Below are 19,185 nucleotides of genomic sequence, written 5' to 3'. Positions count from 1 at the left end.
ATAACAAGAATATGTCGTTTAAATAATCTAAGATAAAATGTGAGTTAATGATTTGAAGGAGGTAGTATTCCATGACGACTAAGGGATTTGGATATTGTGGTTTGGCTTGTGATTACTGTCAAGATAATCAAGAGTGCGTGGGCTGTAAACAGGGTGGATGCCCAGAAAAGGAAATATGTAAAAATTATCAATGTTGTACAACTCAAAATTATCAATATTGTTTTGAATGTCCTGATTTTCCATGTGAAGATAGTCTTTTATATAAACTAAGAATCAGAACATTCTGTTACTATATCCAACAATATGGAGAAGATGAACTTGCAAGAAAATTAAAAGAAAATAGTGATAAAGGAATCCAATATCACTATAAAAATCAACATGTTGGTGATTATGATGCATTTGATACAGAAGAAGAAATTATTCAGTTTATTCAAAGTGGGATTAAATAATGAATAATTCCATATTATTTTTTGAAAAGTTTTTGAATAAGATTCCAACCTAGTGAATCTTTTTTCTTTGGTTCACTTTTTTGACAATAGCTTAAAAATGACTTGCGTGGATTATCAAGATGATATTGTTTTGCCCAATCTTTAAAATGAAGATTGATATAATTATTTAACACAACAGGATCTCTTTTATCATGATAAAGTGTCACTAAGTGAAGGGGATCATTGATAAGAATATGGTTATTCATAAAATAATCAAACATATCACAAACCAGATTATTATTAAGAATAGAAAATGAATAGGTGTCTTTCGTTGTGAGAATATCTAAATCAATAAAATATTGAAAATACATACCAGCCATTCCAAATGCACCTGCACCTGCATGGAGAATGCCATTGGTACTATACATAGAAATTTGAATTTCTTTGATGTCTGATAATTCAATAAGAATTTCATTATATTGGATATATCCATCATTGCAATAGAGTGTATCATAGCCTTTCCATTGGTCAATATCTTGCTTATAAAAGGATACCTTGACTTCCCTTCTTTTCATATAGTCATGAATTCTTTGATTAAGTTCTTCCAACCTTTTTTGTGAATCATGGATAAAATCTTGTTTTTGTTGTAAAGCCTCTCTTATAGATAATTGATTGTTTAAAATCAGTTTGATTTCATCAATAGAGATTTCCATAGAACGTAATAATAAAATGAGTTTTAAAATATCAATGTCTTTTTGTGTATAATCACGATAACGATTATCTAAACGTTGTGGGTGAATAAGTCCTTCTTTTTCATAATAAATGAGTGCCTGTTTCGTGATACCAAGCATATCTTCAACTTCATGTGTTTTCATATCATTTCTTCCTTTCCTAGCTATATCTTACACTATATGCTAAGAATACAGTCAAGCATTTTGTTATTCAACATTGAAATTTTTTAATAAATGAGTTATGACAGACTGGTTCTACTATACAATTCTTGATGAGTACACTTTGTTTCGTGTTTTTATTTTGTTTTGATCTATGTTAAGATGGAAGTGATATAAAAAACTATAGAAGACTCAACTTGATAAAGGAGGATTGTTTTATGGCATCCTTATTACAGAATACATATAATACACGTTATCTATTATCGCATGATATACCATTGATAAGAAGTGATGTTCCCATGAAAATGACAGAAGATGAAAAACAGTGGCTTATTCATCAAAATATCTATACCATTTTTGATTTGCGTAGTGAAAAAGAATGTTCTATGTTGCCAAGTGCTTTTGAAGGAGATTCAAGATTTATGTTATATCACACACCTATAACAGGAGCCAATACGATTCCTAGTACCCCAGAAGAAGTAAGTATTTCTTATATGTCTATGGTTGATTCTACAATGATCAATATTATTTATCAAATATGTCATGCTTCTTCAGGCGTTTTTTATTTTTGCTCAGCAGGAAAAGATCGTACAGGTGTGGTATCTGCTTTACTTTTGCTTTGTCTAGGTATAAGTCATCAACAAATTATTGAAGATTATATGAAATCAAAAGAAAATCTGCAATTGTTATTGGAAGATTATGCTCGAAATTCAAATGTTTCTATTGATGTGATCATGCCAAGAGAAGAATATATGGAGTGCTTATTAAATAGTCAGAAAATCAAAAATATAGTCAATAAATTTTTAAAATGAAAGTTATATTTTTTTAAATTTTCCATATCTTTATGTTATAATATAAATATAGGTAAAGGAGGAATCATATATGGCTCAAAATTTAAAATTTACGGTTACAGATCCAGTTGGACTTTATGCAACTCCTACGACAGAATTAGTGAATACTGTCAAACAGTTTTATTGTCATGTGACATTAAATTATGGAAATAAAAGTGTTAATTTGAAAAGTATGATGGGGGTTTTATCTTTAGGAATTCCAACCAAAGCTCAAATAGAAATTGTGACTGAGGGAGAAGATGAAAAGAAAGCGATTGAAGTGATTAAAGATAAAATCAATGAATTAGGAATTTCTACAATTGAATAAGGTGATAAGGTATTCTATAATGGATACCTTTTTTGTTGGGGTAATCATACAAATAATTTGAGAATCGTTGTCAGATATGAGATACTTATAAAAAGGAGGTTGTTTCATGATTCAATATATTAGAAAAAGAGATGGACGAATGGATCAATTCGATGTTAATAAAATTGCAGGAGCCATTTATAAGGCTTTTCAGGCTACAGAAGCAAAATATGGATTGGATGCGGCTATTGACTTGGCTCATGTTGTAGAACATAAATTAGAAGAACGACATACTGAATTACCTACAGTGGAATTGGTACAAGATACGGTAGAAGAAACCTTAATTGAAAAAGGTTATGTACGTATTGCGAAAGCTTATATTTTGTATCGTGCTGAGCGCACACGTTCAAGAGATCGTAAATCACGCTTGATGAAAACATTAGAAGAAATTACTTTTCAAGATGCTAAGGATAGTGACTTGAAACGAGAAAATGCGAATGTGAATGCTGATGCTCCAATGGGGACAATGTTGAAATATGGTGCAGAAGCAGCTAAACAGTTTAATGAAATGTTTGTCCTGAATCCTTTACATAGTGCTGCTCATCGTTCTGGTGACATTCATATTCATGATATGGATTTTTTAACCCTAACAACAACATGTACACAAATTGATATTATAGATTTGTTTCATGGTGGTTTTTCAACGGGTCATGGTGTTTTACGTGAGCCTAATAGTATTACGACTTATTCAGCTTTGACATGTATTGCGATTCAATCAAATCAAAATGATCAACATGGGGGACAGGCGATTGTCAATTTTGATTATGGAATGGCTGAAGGTGTGAAAAAGTCTTATGTGAAATGGTATTTGAAAGCTATCAAAGGAGCTTTGAAATTATTGATTGATAATCAGGATGAACTTATACAAGAGTTACAATCTTTATCTGTTCAACCATCTTTAAGTGATGAAAGTTATTTTGAAGTTGAAAAAGATATTTTTTGTAAGCATGGAATCACTTTGGATGTTGTAGAACGTATACAAAAGTATGCCAGAGAACAGGCTTATCAAGATACGAATCAAGAAACTTATCAGGCAATGGAAGCCTTGATTCATAATTTAAATACAATGAATTCTCGTGCGGGAGCACAAGTGCCTTTTAGCTCATTGAATTATGGAATGGATACATCTGTTGAAGGGCGTATGGCTATTCGTAATGTTTTACTGGCAACGGAAGCAGGATTAGGTCATGGAGAAACACCAATCTTTCCGATTCAGATTTTTAGAGTCAAAGAAGGTATTAATTATCAAAAAGGGGAACCTAACTATGATTTATTCCAGTTAGCTTGTCGTGTTTCAGCCAAAAGACTCTTTCCTAATTTTTCATTTGTGGATGCTTCGTTTAATAAACAGTATTATAAAGGAACACCTGAAACAGAAATTGCCTATATGGGATGTCGTACGCGTGTAATGGGAAATGTCTATGATCCCACACGTGAAATCTCACCAAGACGAGGAAATTTGAGCTTTACTTCTATTAATTTACCACGACTTGCCATTAAGTCAAAAGGTGATATTGATGAATTTTTTATAAAACTTGATCAATTGATTGATTTGTGTATTGATCAGTTGTTAGAAAGATTTGAAATACAGTGTAAACGTAAAGTCATGAATTATCCGTTTTTAATGGGGCAGGGTGTCTGGCTGGATTCTGAAAAATTAAAACCAACCGATGAAGTCAGAGAAGTTTTAAAACATGGAACATTAACAATTGGGTTTATTGGTTTAGCTGAAACATTAAAATCATTGATTGGTTATCATCATGGAGAAAGTGAAAAAGCTCAAATTCTTGGTTTGCAGATTGTTGCCCATATGCGCCGTCGTGTAGATGAAGCAGCTCAAAAATATCATTTGAATTTTTCTTTAATTGCGACTCCAGCCGAAGGATTATCTGGACGTTTTGTCAAATTAGATAGAAAGATTTATGGGAAAATTGAAGGAGTGACGGATCGTGAATATTATACAAATAGTTTTCATGTTCCTGTATATTATCCTATCAGTGCTTTTGAAAAGATTAAGATTGAAGGACCTTATCATGCTTTAACAAATGGTGGACATATCAGCTATATTGAAATGGATGGAGATCCTACCAAAAATTTACCAGCTTTTGAAAAAATAGTCAGAGCGATGCATGATGCCAATATGGGTTATGGAGCTATAAATCATCCTGTTGATCGTGATCCGGTCTGTGGCTATAATGGAATTATTAATGATGTCTGTCCAAAATGTGGACGTCATGAAACACCATATGAAGGTTTTGAAAGAATTCGTCGTATTACGGGTTATTTAGTTGGGACATTGGACCGTTTTAATGACGCTAAAAAAGCCGAAGAAAAGGATCGTGTCAAACATGATATCAACAAAGATTAGATTATATGGTGTTGTGAATGATTCTATTGTAGATGGACCGGGATTACGCTATACTATCTTTACACAAGGATGTCCACATCATTGTCAAGGTTGCCATAATCCTGAGAGCTGGGATGAAAATGGAGGCTATTTAGAAGATATTGATCATATTATAGCGGATATCATGAAAAATCCACTTTTAGATGGAATCACTCTCTCTGGTGGAGAACCTTTTCTTCAATGTCAACCTTTAATTGCTTTATTAAATCAGATAAAAAAGCAGACACATTTACATATCATGATTTATAGTGGTTATACTTATGAAGAAATTTTTACATTAGGTAAAGAAGCTATTGAGCTCCTTTGTCTATGTGATACTTTAGTCGATGGACGTTTTGTTTTATCTTTAAGAAGTTTAGAATTAATTTATAAAGGTTCATCTAATCAAAGAATCATTGATGTTCAAAAGAGTTTACAATATCATTGTCTTTATGAACAGAAAGTGAATGAATATGGAGAGTTTGTTGATTAAACAAATTCTTTTCTTTATCTATAAGTTTATTTTCGATATAATATAAAAAGTAAAGGAGGGAAACGATGAAGCCTTTATTATGTTTTGATGTTGATGGAACATTAAGGGATAATGTCAACCATCAAGTGTGTTTATCTACCCAAAAAACACTGCAATTATTAAAGAAAAAAGGTTATCATATGATTATTTCTTCAGGACGTGGGTTAGATTCATTAACAAAAACAGGACTCATGGATATGTTTGAATGGGATGGTTTTGTCTGTAATAATGGACAGCGTGTTTTAGATGCCAACAAACATGAAATCTTTCATGCTTTGATGGATCCTCAGGCTGTTTTAGATGTTTTAGATATTGCTGAAAAATATCATTATGCAGTGACTTTAAAATCAACGCAACGTGTCATTACCAAAGAACCCGATGCTTATGTATTGCAGACACAACAATATTTTCAAAATCAGATTCCACCAGTAGGAACTTATCATGGACAGGATGTTGAAGCAATGATTGTTTATGGACCACTGGGATATGATTATGCCCCTTTTCAAAAAGTCAAAGGTGTTCATGTTTTACCGGGAGAATCAACTTATGCGGATATAACCATTGCCGGATTGTCTAAAGCCACTGGAATTCAAAAATTAATGCATTTATTGAATTTGGATGAATATATTGCTTTTGGAGATTCGTTAAATGATGTTGATATGTTTCAACACGCCAGTCAAAGTGTTGCGATGGGACAGGGTAATGAACAGTTGAAATCAATAGCAACATTCATTACAAAACCGATTGATGAAGATGGTATTTATTATGCTTGTCTTCAACTAGGATTGATTGAGGAAGGAGAATATGAATGACAAAAGAAGAAGCAATTCAAAAAGCTCATGCTATGAGTGCTTATATAGAAAGTGAACAGGCTGATGAAAAGACTCATGATTTTGATGATCTCTGGCAAAGTCTTTATGATATATGCCAACTGGCAACTTACGGGATTGTGGAATTAACACAGGAAGAAATTGATGAAGCAATCAACTGGCTTAAAGATACACAAATGCTGACAAAGCAGTATCAGGAAACAGAAATATATTTTTCATAAGGAGGAAGTTGTATGAAAGTTGTTGATATGCATTGTGATACTATTTCAGCTATCCATCTTCAACAAAAAGAAGGACAGTCTATTTCTTTAAAGCATAATGATTTGCATCTAAGTCTAGAAAAAATGCAAAAAGGTGATTATTTATTACAGAACTTTGCGATGTTTACACCATTAAATATGACTGATGATGCATGGCAATATGCCCATGATCTGATTGATACATTTTATCATGAAGTTAATCAATATCCAGATTTAATAGGTGTTGTGAAAAACTATCAGGATATTCAAGACAATATTCAAAAACAGCGTATGAGTGCCTTATTGACATTAGAAGAAGGAGCTGTTGTACGTAACCAAATTCAACATCTTCAGCATTATTATGATTTAGGTGTGCGTATGATTACATTAACATGGAACTTTTCAAATGGAATAGGTTATCCTAATTTTTCTATGGATGATCCTAATCATGGATATCATACATGTGATAATGTTCATGGTTTGACAGAGTTTGGAAAAGCTTATGTTCAAGAATGTGAACGTTTAGGCATCATCATTGATGTTTCTCATTTGAGTGATGCAGGATTTGAAGATGTGTTCCGATACACAACCAAACCTTTTGTTGCCTCACATTCTAATGCCCGTCAGGTTTGCCCTCATGCTCGTAATTTAACTGATGAAATGATTTTAAAATTAGCCAGTCGTGGTGGGGTCATGGGAATTAATTATGCTGCCGACTTTTTACATGAAAACAATGAAGAACATGCTGTATCAAAGATTGAAGATATTGTCAAACATATCCTTTATATTAAAAATCTGGCAGGTATTGATTGTATTGGATTAGGAAGCGATTTTGATGGTATTCCACCTTATCTGGAATTGCAGGATGCTTCTTATTTGCCAATGTTAGAAAAAGCTTTAAAAGAGGTAGGATTATCAACTGAAGATATTGAAAAGATTTTTTATAAGAATGTCTTAAGAGTTTATCAAAATGTTTTATTATAAGAAAAAGCAGATGGGTGGGAGCCTCATCTGCTTTTTTGATATCAGTTTGGGAAAGGATATCATGAAGTAGTCAAAATTTGAAGGGAAAACAAATTATTTCTGACTACATATACACTATAACAAATGATTTTGTTTAAAATTTCATGTAATTGTCAAAAAATATGTGATAGAAAAAAAGATGAAGAAATTGGTCTATATTTCCTTTAAGATTTTATGTTATAATCATATAAAGTCGAAAAATGGAGGGTGCATGGATGATGAAAAAGTGGGGATTAGCACTCATATGTGCATTATTGTTGATGGGATGTCATCCTCGTCAATCTGTTGTTGAAAATGAAATCACTTCATCTACAAAACAAGATGTTTATCAATATCAGGATTTGTTATTGTTTATTGATAAGAAAGCTTTTCAACAAGATGGTTTTTCTTTTCAAATTGAACTCAATGGTGTAGGAATAGGGGATTTTGCTGTTTTTACAGATCAGTCACATCATCAGGCAACATGTGTCCTTTCATCACAAAAAGATTGTCAACTGACATTTACATTTGAGGAAGATTGTGTTATTGTCAAAGCAACAAAAGAAGATGATTTTTTAGGTGCTGATTTATCAGGACATTATGTATTACAGGAGGCGTTATTGTGAAGAATTTGTTCTATAGGCTGATTATTTTTTTGGATACTGCACAAGAAAACGATACAAATTATAATATTGCATGGTTTATGGCCAATAATTTTTATCGTATAGCGAATATGCGTATTAGTGAGCTGGCTGCTGAATGTTTTGTATCACCAGCGACCATCTCACGTTTTTGTCGTGCCTTAGGGTATGAAAACTTTGCTCATTTAAAACAGGAGTGTTATACTTTTCATTCGCATGATAAAAAGTTCAACAATTTAATTAATATCCCTTTAGAAACAATGAAAGAACATCCTCAGCTGGCAACTCAACAATATATTCAACAGGTGATTCAATATATATCTGATTTACCTGAGTTTCTTGATTGGAATGAAGTGGACGCTATTTTAAAATTGATTCATGATAGTGATTCTGTGGCTTTTTTTGGAACGCAGTTCTCACAAAGTGCAGCCTTGCATTTACAGACAGATTTATTAATGCTGGAAAAATTCACAATGGCTTATATGGATTCATCTCGCCAGTTAGAATGTGCCAAACAATTAACGTCAAATAGTGTCGCCATTATTATGACGGTCAATGGTTATTTTACCAACAGTCATTCTAAGCTTCTACAATATCTTAAAAAATCCGGTTGTCAGGTTGTTTTAATCACGTGCCATCCTCATCTGGATTTAAAAATACCTGTTCATCATCAACTGGTTTTAGGACGTTCTAAAAATCGAAAGACGGGAAAACATAGTCTATTGACAGCAGTTGAATTAATGTCATTAAGATATTATTGTTTATATTATCCATCACTTCAAGAATTAAAGGGACATCTTCTTTAATTCTTTTTTTCTTGTGATAGTTTTGAAAATTATATATAATAAACATAATTAAAAGAGGGTGAAATTCGTGAAAGAAATAAAACAAGAAGAAATTATACAGGCAGTTAAAGAACTGTGCATTCAAGCCAATTATGAATTACCTGAAGATGTTCAACAGGCATTGCATCATGCCTGTCAAGAGGAAGATAGTATGCTTGGAAAACAGACATTGTCTATATTAGAAGATAATGCGATGATTGCGAAAACATCTCGTATGCCCATTTGTCAAGATACGGGAATGGCCTGTTTATTTGTTGAAATAGGTCAAGATGTACATATTCAAGGTTCTTTACAGGAAGCTTTACAAGAAGGTGTCAGACAGGGCTATCAGGAAGGCTATTTAAGAAAAAGTATTGTTGATGATCCGGTTTTTGAAAGACGCAATACACAGGATAATACACCAGCTTATATTCATTATGACATTGTGGAAGGAAATCAACTCAAAATTATTGTAGCACCAAAAGGATTTGGTAGTGAAAACATGAGTCAAGTTAAAATGTTAAAACCAAGTGATGGGGTTGAAGGAATCAAGGACTTTGTGTTGAAAGTGGTTGAAGAAGCTGGACCTAATGCCTGTCCACCAATGGTGATTGGTGTCGGAATTGGTGGAACGTTTGATTATGTCACATATCTTGCGAAAAAGGCAATGTTAAGAAAAATTGGGACACATCATTTAGATAAGCGATATCAACAATTGGAAGAAGAATTGTTAGAGAAAATCAATCAGACGGGTATTGGACCAGCTGGTTACGGTGGCAAAATCACAGCTTTATCTTTAAATATTGAAACTTATCCAACACATATTGCAGGAATGCCGGTGGCTGTATCTATTTGTTGCCATGTGGCTAGACATAAGGAGGTTATCTTATAATGAAACATATGACAACACCTTTGACATTAGAGCAAGTACAAGAACTCAAAGCGGGTGATCAGATTCTTTTATCAGGCGTTATTTATACAGCCAGAGATGCGGCTCATAAGCGTTTGGTTACACTGATTGAACGAGGTCAAGATTTACCTTTTTGCTTGCAAGATCAAATCATTTATTATGTCGGTCCAACACCTGCAAAACCTCATCAGGTTTTTGGCAGTGGTGGTCCAACAACAGCTGGTAGAATGGATGCCTATGCTCCTACTTTGATGAAACTGGGATTACGTGGCATGATTGGAAAAGGATATCGTCAACAAGTCGTCAAAGATGCCATGCAAACATATCATTGTGTTTATTTTGGAGCCATTGGTGGAGCAGGAGCCTATATTTCTCGTTGTGTTGAATCAAGTGAAGTGATTGCTTTTGAAGATTTAGGACCAGAGGCTATTCGTCGACTGGTTGTCAAGGATTTTCCTTTGACAGTCATTATTGACAGTCAGGGAAATGATTTATATGAAATGGGAAGAAAACAATATATAAAGGAGCATAAACATGTCCATTCATGATTATAATGAAGTTGATATTTTATATACTTTGATGTCCTATGTGAATGTATCTTCCCCACAGGATATGTATTATTCGATTGCTCACACGATTTTAACACATATAGATCAAATCCCAAGTATCAGTATTAATGATTTGGCTGATTTATGTTATACTTCACCAGCAACTATTTCACGTTTTTGTAAAGATATGAATTGTAAGAGTTTTGTGAATTTTAAAAATGAAATTGCGATTGCTTTAGAAATTGCAAGAAATGAAATTCATTTATCACCTTCTGACAATCAAAATATTTTAGAAGATGCTGAATATTTGAAAAATAAAATGTATCAAGAAGCCATTGAATCTTTATCACTCGTTCAAAATTCCATTTCTATGAGTGATATTGATCGTATTTGTGCAATGATCTATGAAGCTAAAAAAGTTCATATGTTAGGTTATCAGTTTAATAAGATCATTTCTAATGATTTTCAGATGAAAATGCTGAAACATCGAAAATTTATCTATGCCTTTGTAGAACGTGGCGATGAAATTCAAAGATTAGATATGATTGATGAAAGCAGTTTAGTCATTATTATTACAGTTCGTGCCAGAGAACAGCTAATGAATGCTTTGATCAATAAAGTTAAAGAACATCATCCTAAAATATTGTTATTGACAATGAATCAGACTTATCAAAATGAAGATATTGACTGGATATATCGCATTGATGGAACAGAAAGTCAATATAGTGAATCTTCTTTACAGGGAACAATGAATTTTTTAAGTTTATTAAATTTAATATATGTACGATATGGATTGTTATATCGAGAATAGGAGAGAAAGATGTATAGTTTTTTAAATGATTATAGTGAAGGGGCTCATCCACGCGTTTTAGAAGCCTTAAATCAGACAAATCTTATTCAAACTGTTGGTTACGGAGAAGATGAATATTGTACGAAAGCAAAAGAAGTGATTCTTCAAAAAATAGGTCAACCTCATGCAGATGTTCATTTTCTTGTTGGTGGAACTCAGACAAATATGTTAATGATTTCCTATGCTCTTAAACATTATCAGGCTGTCATTGCCTGTGATGAGGGACATATTCATGTACATGAAACAGGGGCTGTAGAAGGCGCTGGACACAAGATACTGGTTCGTCCACATGTGCATGGAAAAGTCACTTGTGATATGATTAAAGATATCTGTTTACAACACAAAGATGAACATATGGTTCAGCCACGTATGGTTTATATTTCACAGACAACGGAGCTAGGAACTTATTATACACGTGAAGAATTACAGGATTTATATCAAACTACCCGTCAATATGGTTTATATCTTTTTATGGATGGAGCACGTTTGGGGAGTGCTTTAGCTTTACCAGATGCACCAACTTTAGAAGAAATTGCTAAAAATGTAGATGCTTTTTATATTGGTGGTACAAAGATGGGAGCTTTATTTGGTGAAGCACTTGTTATTATTCATGATGATTTAAAACCACAATTCCGTTATCATATGAAAAATAAAGGGGCTATGTTGGCTAAAGGTCGTCTTTTAGGTATTCAATTTTATGAATTATTGAAAGATCATCTTTATGAAGATATTGGTCATTATGAAAATCAGATGGCTGATTTGATTCGTCAGGCATTGATTCAAAAAGGTTTTTCGATTTATGAACCTTCTCAAACAAATCAAATTTTTGTCGATTTACCACAAAAGGCTTTAGAAGCGATTGAAAAAGAATTTATGGTCACACATATGGGTACTGTTTCAGGTGGTGAACGTATTCGTATTGTCACATCATGGGCAACTTCTAAAGAGGCTGTCAATGCATTTGTGCAGTTGATTGAAAATCTTTAGAATAAATCCCACTGTACAAGACTTAAGAGTTGTATTATAATAGGGTCTAGGGAAGAACCCTAATATACATAGAAATGGAGATTATAGTATGAATAAAAATGAATTATTAGAAAAAGTTTCTTTAGCATCAGGATTAACAAAAAAAGAATCTGAAGCTGCTATTAATGCTTTTTTAGAAACTTTAACTGATGTTTTAAAAGCAGGAGATAAGATTTCTTTAAAAGGTTTTGGAACTTTTGAAGTTCGTACAAGAGAAGCCAGAACAGGACGTAATCCAAGAACTGGTGAAACAATGGAAATTCCTGCAAGTAAAGTTCCTGCTTTCAAAGCAAGTGCAGCTTTAAAAAATGTTGTTAATGAAAAATAAAGTATGAAAAAACCTACAGATTTTGATCTGCAGGTTTTCTTTTTTTTATTTAATAATTGTTCCTTCACAAGGAGCGCCAGCAGCATTTGATTCATCAGTATCAATATGCATAGCAAGAGCATAACTGTCACTTACACGACAGATGACATCTCCAAAGATTAAAGAACGATCGGCAGATTTCACTTCTACACTGACAACATCTTTATCTTGTACTCCAAATTCTTTTGCATCAGCAGGTGTCATATGAATATGACGTTTTGCAGCAATCACACCACAAGGAATTTCAACTTCACCAGCAGGACCTACCAATTTACAACCAGCAGTTCCTTCGATATCTCCAGATTCTCTAATAAGTGCTTTGACACCTAATGCTCTGGCATCAGTTAAAGACACTTCTACTTGTGTATTAGCACGTGTTGGACCTAAGATAGACATTTTTGTTTCTCCTTTTGGACCAACGACAGTGACTTTTTCCTGACAGGCAAATTGTCCAGGTTGTGATAAATCTTTTTTGTTAGTTAAAACATATCCTTCACCAAATAAAGTTTCTAAATCTGCTTGTGATAAATGAACATGTCTTGCAGAAGTTTCGACTAAAATTGTTTTTCCCATATAATATCCTCCTATAACATACATATCTTACAACTTTTTTGCCTATTTGCAAAGGAATTTGTTTTATTTTTACTAAAAACATCTTATGTTATTTTTTTAAGACTTAATTTTCAACAAATGAAAAAGGTAACGTTTTACTTTTGATAGAAAACTGATATAATAAAAAAGAAATGTAGGTGATAAAGATTGAATCTTAGTATTGTGATTAACTTTATAAGATCAGCAATAGATTTGATTGCAGTATGGTTTATTCTCTATTATTTGATTTCGATGTTTAAAACAAATATGAAAACCATGCAGCTTTTCAAAGGTGTTCTTTTTATTTTGATTGTTAAACTTTTAACCAGTTTATTAGGTTTAACAACATTAAATTATCTTGTAGATAGTATTATTAATTGGGGCGTTTTAGCCATTATTATCATTTTCCAACCAGAAATTCGTACTTTGCTTGAAAAAATGGGTCAAACTAAAATGAGTGTAAAAAAAGAAATCAGTAATGATGAAAAAGAAAGATTGATGGATGAACTGGTTGATGCTATATCAACACTGGCAAAGGAACAGACAGGAGCTTTGATTACGTTTGAAAGAACTCAATCCATGATTGATTATATTAATACTGGTACAAAGATTAACGCTGATATTCGTAGTGAGCTTTTTTTAACGATTTTCTGGGAAGGAACACCCTTACATGATGGGGCAACGATTATTCAAGGAGATCGTGTGGCTTGTGCAGCGGCTTTTTATCCACCAACGAATAAAGAATTAAGTCCTAAATATGGGGCACGTCATCGTGCAGCGATTGGGATTAGTGAAATCACGGATTCTTTAACCGTTGTTGTGAGTGAGGAAACTGGAACGATTTCTTTTGCGACAAATGGTGAATTAAGAAAGATTCCTATCAAAGAATTAAGAGCATCACTGGTTAATGAATTACAGTGGTTTAAATCTAGTGATGAAGGAGGTCAAGCTCATGAGTCCTAGAAATGCAAAAAATAATAAACCTTTAAAAGATACAACAACAGATTTCTTTTTAAAGATTGTAGAAAAAGAAAAGGCTCAATCGACAAAAGAATCTACAAGTAAAGACACAGTCAATGAAAAAAAAGTCAAAGCGATTGATACGGGTGCTCGTTTTTATAATTATATGAATCAAATATTAGATAAAATACTTTCTAGTAAAGTATCAATTATGATTTTGTCTTTTATGATGGCTGGTATTTTATTTTATAGTGTATCTGGAAAAGATATTTTAACTAGCCCAACTTCTGGAGCAACATTAGAAAATGTTCCAGTACATGTAGAAAATCTTGATGATTCTCTGGAAGCTTCGGGTATTCCCGATAGTGTTTCGGTTGTGTTGGTTGGTCCCTCTTTAGATATATATAAAACGAACTTTTCTAAAGATTATGAAGTTTATTTGGATTTACAAGATTTAAATGCGGGTGACTATGTTTTGAACTTACGTACACGTCATTTTCCGGAATCTTTGCAAGTTGTTTCGATACCGAGCTCTATTAAAGTCACACTTGCTAAAAAAGTGACACGTACTTTTGATTTGGGGTATCGCTTTATTAATGAAGATGAACTGGATAGTAAATATTCAGTAAGTGTCAGTCAAATGGATTTAGATACCGTAGAATTACGTGCCAGTGAAGATACGTTATCGAAAGTTGAAAAAGTTGAGGCTTGTATAGATGTTTCTAATCAAACAGAAGACTTTGAACAAAATGCAAAAATCAAAGCTTATGACAGTAATGGCGACGAATTAAAAGTAGAGGTGCGTCCTAGTGATGTTCATGTCACATGTCAAGTGTCTTCTTATAGTAAAACTGTTCCAATTCATGCCAATATTGTTGGAGATTTACCAACAGGATATCAGGTTTCTGAATATACTTTATCACAAAATGAAGTGACTATTTTTGGAGTAGAAGAACAGTTAAAGGGAGTCAACCAAGTTGAAGTTGATGTTGATGTCAGCGATTTAAAATCAAGTACAACGTTAAATGATTTGTCATTGAAGAAAATCACAGGAATTAATAAGTTTTCACAGGATACGGTAGATGTCAATGTAGAAATAGAAAAAGTCATTACAAAAAAATTCGATAACATTCCAATTAAGGTTTTGAATAATTCTCATGATTATAAGGTTTCTTTTGCGGGACAAGGTCAATATGCTTCTGTTTCCATAACAGGAACTGAGGATAAAATCAATGCTTTAAAGGTTGACAATATTCAGGCAACGATTGATATTGATGGTTTGAGTGTTGGCACACATCAAGTGAATGTTAAAATTGCAGGAGATGATGAAACATTAGCAATGAAATTGTTATCATCTTCAAAAATAACAATTAATATAGAAAGGAATTAAGACAATGGGAAAATATTTTGGTACAGATGGATTTAGAGGAGAAGCAAATATTGATTTGACTGTGGAACATGCTTATCAAGTTGGAAGATATTTAGGATGGTATTTTTCACGTTCACATCGAGCAAGAATTGTGATTGGAAAAGATACAAGAAGAAGTTCTTATATGTTTGAATATGCTCTTGTGGCTGGATTAACTGCAAGTGGAGCAGATGCATATTTATTACATGTCACAACAACACCTTCAGTATCTTATGTTGTCAGAAGTGAAGAGTTTGATTGTGGAATCATGATTTCTGCTTCACACAATCCTTATTATGATAATGGGATTAAAATCATTAATGGAAAAGGTCATAAATTAGAAGCCACAATTGAAACATTGATTGAACAATATATTGATGGTTTAACTGATCCTATTCCATATGCAACAAAAGATAAGATTGGTAGAACAATTGATTATTCAATGGGTAGAAATCGTTATATTGGTTATTTAATGAGTATTCCAACACGTGCTTTTAAAGATATTAAAGTAGGATTGGATTGTGCCAATGGTTCTTCTAGTGCTATTGCCAAAAGTGTTTTTGATGCCTTAGGTGCTCAAACACATGTGATTAATAATCAGCCAGATGGTTTAAATATCAATACAAACTGTGGTTCAACACATATTGAAGTTTTACAGAAATATGTTGTTGAAAATGGATTGGATGTTGGATTTGCCTATGATGGTGATGCTGATCGTTGTATCGCTGTTGACGAATTTGGTCGTGTTGTCAATGGAGATTTAATTCTATATCTATGTGGTTTAGAAATGAAACAAAAAGGTGAACTTTTAAATAACACAATTGTGACAACAGTGATGAGTAATTTTGGATTATATAAATCATTGGATAAAGTAGGTATTCAATATGAAAAAACAGCTGTAGGAGATAAATATGTTTATGAAAATATGGTGAAAAATGGTCATTGTATTGGTGGAGAACAATCAGGACATATTATTTTCTCTAAACATGCGACAACAGGAGATGGTATTTTAACATCTTTAAAGATTATGGAAACAATGGTAGAAAACAAAAAAACACTGGCTCAATTAACAGAGCAGGTAGAAATCTATCCACAGTTATTAATCAATGTCCGTGTGAGTGATAAGGCTTTAGCTCAAAATGATCCAGATGTTCAAAAAGCTGTTAAAGAAGTTGAAGAAGCTTTAGGAGATGAAGGACGTATTCTTGTGCGTGAAAGTGGAACAGAACCAGTGATTCGTGTGATGGTAGAAGCACAAAGCGATGAGATTTGTCATGAATATGTTTTAAAAGTTGTGAATAAAATTAAAGAAAAAGGATATGCTGTAGAAAAATAATATAATTTCACATATTATCACAAAATATTGCCATGAAATATGGCAATATTTTGTATATAATGAATAAGAGGTGATGGATTGTGAAATACCGTATTAATATTATTGATGATGAAAAAAATTTAAATGATCTTGTAAGAACTTATTTAGAAAAAGAAGGTTATATTGTTTATTCTTTTTATACGTATGAGGAAGCTTTTTTGCATAAAGATGATGATGTTCATTTATGGATTATTGATATTATGTTAGATAAAAATAGTGGTTTTGATTTACTTAATGAAATCAAAGCCTGTAAACCCGATATGCCGATTGTTTTTATGAGTGCCAGAGATCAGGAATTTGATCGTATTATTGGCTTAGAAAAAGGTTGTGATGAATATATTACAAAACCATTTAATATTAAAGAGTTGATTTTAAGAATACATAATGTTTTAAAGCGTGTTTATAAGGATGATCCAGCATTGATTAATATTGATGGTTATGCCGTGGATGAAGAAAAAAGAAAAGTTTTATATCAAAATCATGAAATAGAATTAACAACAAAAGAATATGATTTATTACTTTATTTTATCAAAAATAAAGGTCTGGCTATTTCACGTGATCAGGTTTTATCTAAAGTCTGGGATGAAAACTATTTTGGTAGTGATCGTGTTGTTGATGATACATTACGTCGTTTAAGAAAAAAGATGCCTGATTTAAATATTAAAACAATCTATGGCTTTGGATATCGATTAGATTAGTATGAAAAAAATAAAAGAACGTTTATCCTTTTTTAAAAAATTATCTCTTGTCCAGCAACTGATTGTTGTTTTGTGTGCGATGGCTATACTGATGGTTGCTGTGATGATGCCTGTTGTCGATTATAACTTATCTTCGATTGTCGATAAACAAATGTATGAACGTTTAACTATATCACAGACTTCAATTATTTATAGTAATATTATTCCTTATAAACAAGAAAAAGAAGTTTATCATATTATTTATGAAAGTGATGAAAATACATTTACAGAAACAAATATTAGTAGTCATCAAGTTGTTTATAATTTTTATTCTTATCTTTTTAAAGAAGATTTGTTTAAGGCTGTTCAAACCCATCAAAGCGTCATTAAAAATAAAGGACAATATAATGGTAATACGTATTATTATATGATTACGCATATTAATGATACATCTCAATATTTGATTTCATTAGTGGATAGCGAATATTCTTTATCATTAGTCACATCTTTACGTAATCAGATTATTTATATTCAATATGGTTTCTTTATAGTATTGGCACTAGTTATGATTTTGTGGGTTTTATCACTGATTAGTCCACTTAAAAAGATTAAAAATTATATTGATAATATCAAAGATCATAAAGAAAGTGAATTGAATATTCAACGTGAAGATGAGATTGGTATTGTGTTTAAAGCATTGGTTGCGATGAAAGATGATTTGGATAAACAGGAAAGTATTAAAGAAGAAATGATACATAATATTTCTCATGATTTAAAAACACCGATTGCTTTGATTCAAACATATGCTCAAAGTATTAAAGATGATGTCTATCCTTATGGAGATAAAGATAGTTCAATTGATGTCATATTGGAAAATGCTGATCGTTTAGAACATAAAGTCAAATCATTTTTATATCTCAATCGTTTAGATTACTTACAGGGTGAAGATAATCAACTGGAAACTTTTGCGATTAAAGAATTAATAGAAAAGATTGTTTTACAGATGGATTTATTAAAGCCGGAGATAAGACTGGAAACAGAACTGGAAGATGTGACTTTTGTTGGTGATGAGGAACATTGGCGCGTAGCCATTGAAAATATTATTGAGAATGCTTCACGTTATGCGAAAACATTGATTAAGATTACTTTAAAGGAAGATTATTTGGAAATCTATAACGATGGAGAAGCGATTGATGAAGCCACTTTACCTTATTTATTTGATCCTTATGTCAAAGGCGTGAAAGGACAGTTTGGTTTAGGATTGTCCATTGTCAGCAAGATTGCTTCGATGTTTGGTTATAATGTTTCAGCTGTGAATCAAGAAGTAGGAGTTTGTTTTATTTTTCAAAAGGCAAAATAAAAGCAGGTCGATTGACCTGCTTTTATTGCTGTGTGCCGGGCATGGCACGGATTCAGTCGGAGATAGACCGACCACAGGTAGTTACCGCCAAGTGTAGTGAACCACAAGTCGTTAACAGTGATGTTAAGGATGGAGGAAGTGGTG

General features: G+C 32.5%; 22 protein-coding genes. 20 read left to right on the top strand and 2 right to left on the bottom strand.

Going from position 1 to position 19,185, the window contains the following annotated elements:
- Window positions 1-71: 71 nt before the first annotated feature.
- Entirely contained in the window at window positions 72-449 is a 378-nt protein-coding gene (locus B5E75_RS07845; protein ID WP_087358198.1) for a DUF3795 domain-containing protein, read from the top strand.
- A 14-nt stretch (window positions 450-463) separates the two neighbouring features.
- Here the strand turns inward: B5E75_RS07845 and B5E75_RS07840 are convergent, their stop codons facing one another.
- A complete protein-coding gene (locus B5E75_RS07840; RefSeq protein WP_087358197.1) occupies window positions 464-1,303 on the bottom strand; it encodes a MerR family transcriptional regulator in 840 nt (279 codons plus the stop codon).
- 233 nt (window positions 1,304-1,536) lie between these two features.
- Here B5E75_RS07840 and B5E75_RS07835 point away from each other — a divergent pair, with 233 nt between their 5' ends.
- From B5E75_RS07835 to B5E75_RS07770, 14 genes are all read left to right on the top strand, one after another.
- The gene (locus B5E75_RS07835; protein ID WP_087358196.1) at window positions 1,537-2,130 is read left to right on the top strand and encodes a tyrosine-protein phosphatase; all 594 of its coding nucleotides are present in this window, start codon (window positions 1,537-1,539) and stop codon (window positions 2,128-2,130) included.
- A gap of 70 nt (window positions 2,131-2,200) precedes the next feature.
- Complete coding sequence (locus B5E75_RS07830; RefSeq protein WP_087358195.1) at window positions 2,201-2,476, top strand: HPr family phosphocarrier protein; 276 nt, start codon at window positions 2,201-2,203, stop codon at window positions 2,474-2,476.
- Window positions 2,477-2,582: 106 nt separating this feature from the next.
- Window positions 2,583-4,883 (top strand): anaerobic ribonucleoside triphosphate reductase, encoded by a 2,301-nt coding sequence (locus tag B5E75_RS07825; RefSeq protein ID WP_087358194.1) that lies wholly within the window; start codon window positions 2,583-2,585, stop codon window positions 4,881-4,883.
- Window positions 4,864-5,394 carry an anaerobic ribonucleoside-triphosphate reductase activating protein gene (nrdG, locus tag B5E75_RS07820; protein WP_206413972.1) on the top strand — a complete coding sequence of 177 codons (531 nt, stop codon included), beginning with the start codon at window positions 4,864-4,866 and terminating at the stop codon, window positions 5,392-5,394. The genes B5E75_RS07825 and nrdG overlap by 20 nt, the downstream gene beginning before the upstream one ends.
- 65 nt (window positions 5,395-5,459) lie before the next feature.
- Complete coding sequence (locus tag B5E75_RS07815) at window positions 5,460-6,245, top strand: Cof-type HAD-IIB family hydrolase (protein WP_087358192.1); 786 nt, start codon at window positions 5,460-5,462, stop codon at window positions 6,243-6,245.
- Window positions 6,242-6,484 (top strand): hypothetical protein, encoded by a 243-nt coding sequence (locus B5E75_RS07810; protein WP_087358191.1) that lies wholly within the window; start codon window positions 6,242-6,244, stop codon window positions 6,482-6,484. Before B5E75_RS07815 ends, B5E75_RS07810 begins: the two co-directional genes overlap by 4 nt.
- 12 nt (window positions 6,485-6,496) lie before the next feature.
- Window positions 6,497-7,486 (top strand): dipeptidase, encoded by a 990-nt coding sequence (locus B5E75_RS07805; RefSeq protein ID WP_087358190.1) that lies wholly within the window; start codon window positions 6,497-6,499, stop codon window positions 7,484-7,486.
- A 254-nt stretch (window positions 7,487-7,740) separates the two neighbouring features.
- Window positions 7,741-8,130 (top strand): putative periplasmic lipoprotein, encoded by a 390-nt coding sequence (locus B5E75_RS07800; RefSeq protein WP_087358189.1) that lies wholly within the window; start codon window positions 7,741-7,743, stop codon window positions 8,128-8,130.
- Window positions 8,127-8,951 (top strand): MurR/RpiR family transcriptional regulator, encoded by an 825-nt coding sequence (locus tag B5E75_RS07795; protein ID WP_087358188.1) that lies wholly within the window; start codon window positions 8,127-8,129, stop codon window positions 8,949-8,951. Before B5E75_RS07800 ends, B5E75_RS07795 begins: the two co-directional genes overlap by 4 nt.
- A gap of 67 nt (window positions 8,952-9,018) precedes the next feature.
- Window positions 9,019-9,861 (top strand): fumarate hydratase, encoded by an 843-nt coding sequence (locus B5E75_RS07790; protein ID WP_087358187.1) that lies wholly within the window; start codon window positions 9,019-9,021, stop codon window positions 9,859-9,861.
- Window positions 9,861-10,427 carry a Fe-S-containing hydro-lyase gene (locus B5E75_RS07785; RefSeq protein WP_087358186.1) on the top strand — a complete coding sequence of 189 codons (567 nt, stop codon included), beginning with the start codon at window positions 9,861-9,863 and terminating at the stop codon, window positions 10,425-10,427. The genes B5E75_RS07790 and B5E75_RS07785 overlap by 1 nt, the downstream gene beginning before the upstream one ends.
- Window positions 10,414-11,238: a MurR/RpiR family transcriptional regulator gene (locus tag B5E75_RS07780; RefSeq protein ID WP_087358185.1), complete on the top strand. Its 825-nt coding sequence runs from the start codon at window positions 10,414-10,416 to the stop codon at window positions 11,236-11,238. The genes B5E75_RS07785 and B5E75_RS07780 overlap by 14 nt, the downstream gene beginning before the upstream one ends.
- A gap of 9 nt (window positions 11,239-11,247) precedes the next feature.
- On the top strand, window positions 11,248-12,264 hold the full coding sequence (locus B5E75_RS07775; RefSeq protein WP_087358184.1) for a threonine aldolase family protein: 1,017 nt from the start codon (window positions 11,248-11,250) through the stop codon (window positions 12,262-12,264).
- An 88-nt stretch (window positions 12,265-12,352) separates the two neighbouring features.
- Window positions 12,353-12,631, top strand: coding sequence for an HU family DNA-binding protein (locus B5E75_RS07770; RefSeq protein ID WP_087358183.1), 279 nt, complete (start codon window positions 12,353-12,355; stop codon window positions 12,629-12,631).
- A 45-nt stretch (window positions 12,632-12,676) separates the two neighbouring features.
- Here B5E75_RS07770 and pduL read toward each other — a convergent pair whose 3' ends face one another.
- A complete protein-coding gene (gene pduL / locus B5E75_RS07765) occupies window positions 12,677-13,243 on the bottom strand; it encodes a phosphate propanoyltransferase (protein WP_087358182.1) in 567 nt (188 codons plus the stop codon).
- 186 nt (window positions 13,244-13,429) lie between these two features.
- Between pduL and cdaA the strand changes: the two genes are divergently transcribed.
- The 5 genes from cdaA to B5E75_RS07740 all read left to right on the top strand — a co-directional run bounded on the left by cdaA (window position 13,430) and on the right by B5E75_RS07740 (window position 19,041).
- On the top strand, window positions 13,430-14,224 hold the full coding sequence (gene cdaA / locus B5E75_RS07760) for a diadenylate cyclase CdaA (RefSeq protein WP_087358181.1): 795 nt from the start codon (window positions 13,430-13,432) through the stop codon (window positions 14,222-14,224).
- A complete protein-coding gene (locus B5E75_RS07755) occupies window positions 14,214-15,611 on the top strand; it encodes a CdaR family protein (RefSeq protein WP_087358180.1) in 1,398 nt (465 codons plus the stop codon). Before cdaA ends, B5E75_RS07755 begins: the two co-directional genes overlap by 11 nt.
- 4 nt (window positions 15,612-15,615) lie before the next feature.
- The gene (glmM, locus tag B5E75_RS07750; protein ID WP_087358179.1) at window positions 15,616-16,965 is read left to right on the top strand and encodes a phosphoglucosamine mutase; all 1,350 of its coding nucleotides are present in this window, start codon (window positions 15,616-15,618) and stop codon (window positions 16,963-16,965) included.
- 80 nt (window positions 16,966-17,045) lie between these two features.
- Window positions 17,046-17,702, top strand: a complete 657-nt coding sequence (locus B5E75_RS07745; RefSeq protein WP_087358178.1) for a response regulator transcription factor — start codon at window positions 17,046-17,048, stop codon at window positions 17,700-17,702.
- Between the two features lies 1 nt (window position 17,703).
- A complete protein-coding gene (locus B5E75_RS07740) occupies window positions 17,704-19,041 on the top strand; it encodes a HAMP domain-containing sensor histidine kinase (RefSeq protein ID WP_087358177.1) in 1,338 nt (445 codons plus the stop codon).
- The last annotated feature ends 144 nt before the right edge of the window (window positions 19,042-19,185 follow it).

It is taken from the genome of Massiliimicrobium timonense (assembly GCF_002160865.1).
GTDB lineage: Bacteria > Bacillota_I > Bacilli_A > Erysipelotrichales > Coprobacillaceae > Allocoprobacillus.
The sequence above is the reverse complement of the archived record's forward strand: the minus strand, read 5'-3'. Positions and strand labels throughout refer to the sequence as shown.

Coding starts and splice junctions, on each gene's coding strand:
- B5E75_RS07845 (WP_087358198.1), top strand. CDS start 72: ATGACGACTAAGGGATTTGGATATTGTGGTTTGGCTTGTGATTACTGT.
- B5E75_RS07840 (WP_087358197.1), bottom strand. CDS start 1,303: ATGAAAACACATGAAGTTGAAGATATGCTTGGTATCACGAAACAGGCA.
- B5E75_RS07835 (WP_087358196.1), top strand. CDS start 1,537: ATGGCATCCTTATTACAGAATACATATAATACACGTTATCTATTATCG.
- B5E75_RS07830 (WP_087358195.1), top strand. CDS start 2,201: ATGGCTCAAAATTTAAAATTTACGGTTACAGATCCAGTTGGACTTTAT.
- B5E75_RS07825 (WP_087358194.1), top strand. CDS start 2,583: ATGATTCAATATATTAGAAAAAGAGATGGACGAATGGATCAATTCGAT.
- nrdG (WP_206413972.1), top strand. CDS start 4,864: ATGATATCAACAAAGATTAGATTATATGGTGTTGTGAATGATTCTATT.
- B5E75_RS07815 (WP_087358192.1), top strand. CDS start 5,460: ATGAAGCCTTTATTATGTTTTGATGTTGATGGAACATTAAGGGATAAT.
- B5E75_RS07810 (WP_087358191.1), top strand. CDS start 6,242: ATGACAAAAGAAGAAGCAATTCAAAAAGCTCATGCTATGAGTGCTTAT.
- B5E75_RS07805 (WP_087358190.1), top strand. CDS start 6,497: ATGAAAGTTGTTGATATGCATTGTGATACTATTTCAGCTATCCATCTT.
- B5E75_RS07800 (WP_087358189.1), top strand. CDS start 7,741: ATGATGAAAAAGTGGGGATTAGCACTCATATGTGCATTATTGTTGATG.
- B5E75_RS07785 (WP_087358186.1), top strand. CDS start 9,861: ATGAAACATATGACAACACCTTTGACATTAGAGCAAGTACAAGAACTC.
- B5E75_RS07780 (WP_087358185.1), top strand. CDS start 10,414: ATGTCCATTCATGATTATAATGAAGTTGATATTTTATATACTTTGATG.
- B5E75_RS07775 (WP_087358184.1), top strand. CDS start 11,248: ATGTATAGTTTTTTAAATGATTATAGTGAAGGGGCTCATCCACGCGTT.
- B5E75_RS07770 (WP_087358183.1), top strand. CDS start 12,353: ATGAATAAAAATGAATTATTAGAAAAAGTTTCTTTAGCATCAGGATTA.
- pduL (WP_087358182.1), bottom strand. CDS start 13,243: ATGGGAAAAACAATTTTAGTCGAAACTTCTGCAAGACATGTTCATTTA.
- B5E75_RS07755 (WP_087358180.1), top strand. CDS start 14,214: ATGAGTCCTAGAAATGCAAAAAATAATAAACCTTTAAAAGATACAACA.
- glmM (WP_087358179.1), top strand. CDS start 15,616: ATGGGAAAATATTTTGGTACAGATGGATTTAGAGGAGAAGCAAATATT.
- B5E75_RS07740 (WP_087358177.1), top strand. CDS start 17,704: ATGAAAAAAATAAAAGAACGTTTATCCTTTTTTAAAAAATTATCTCTT.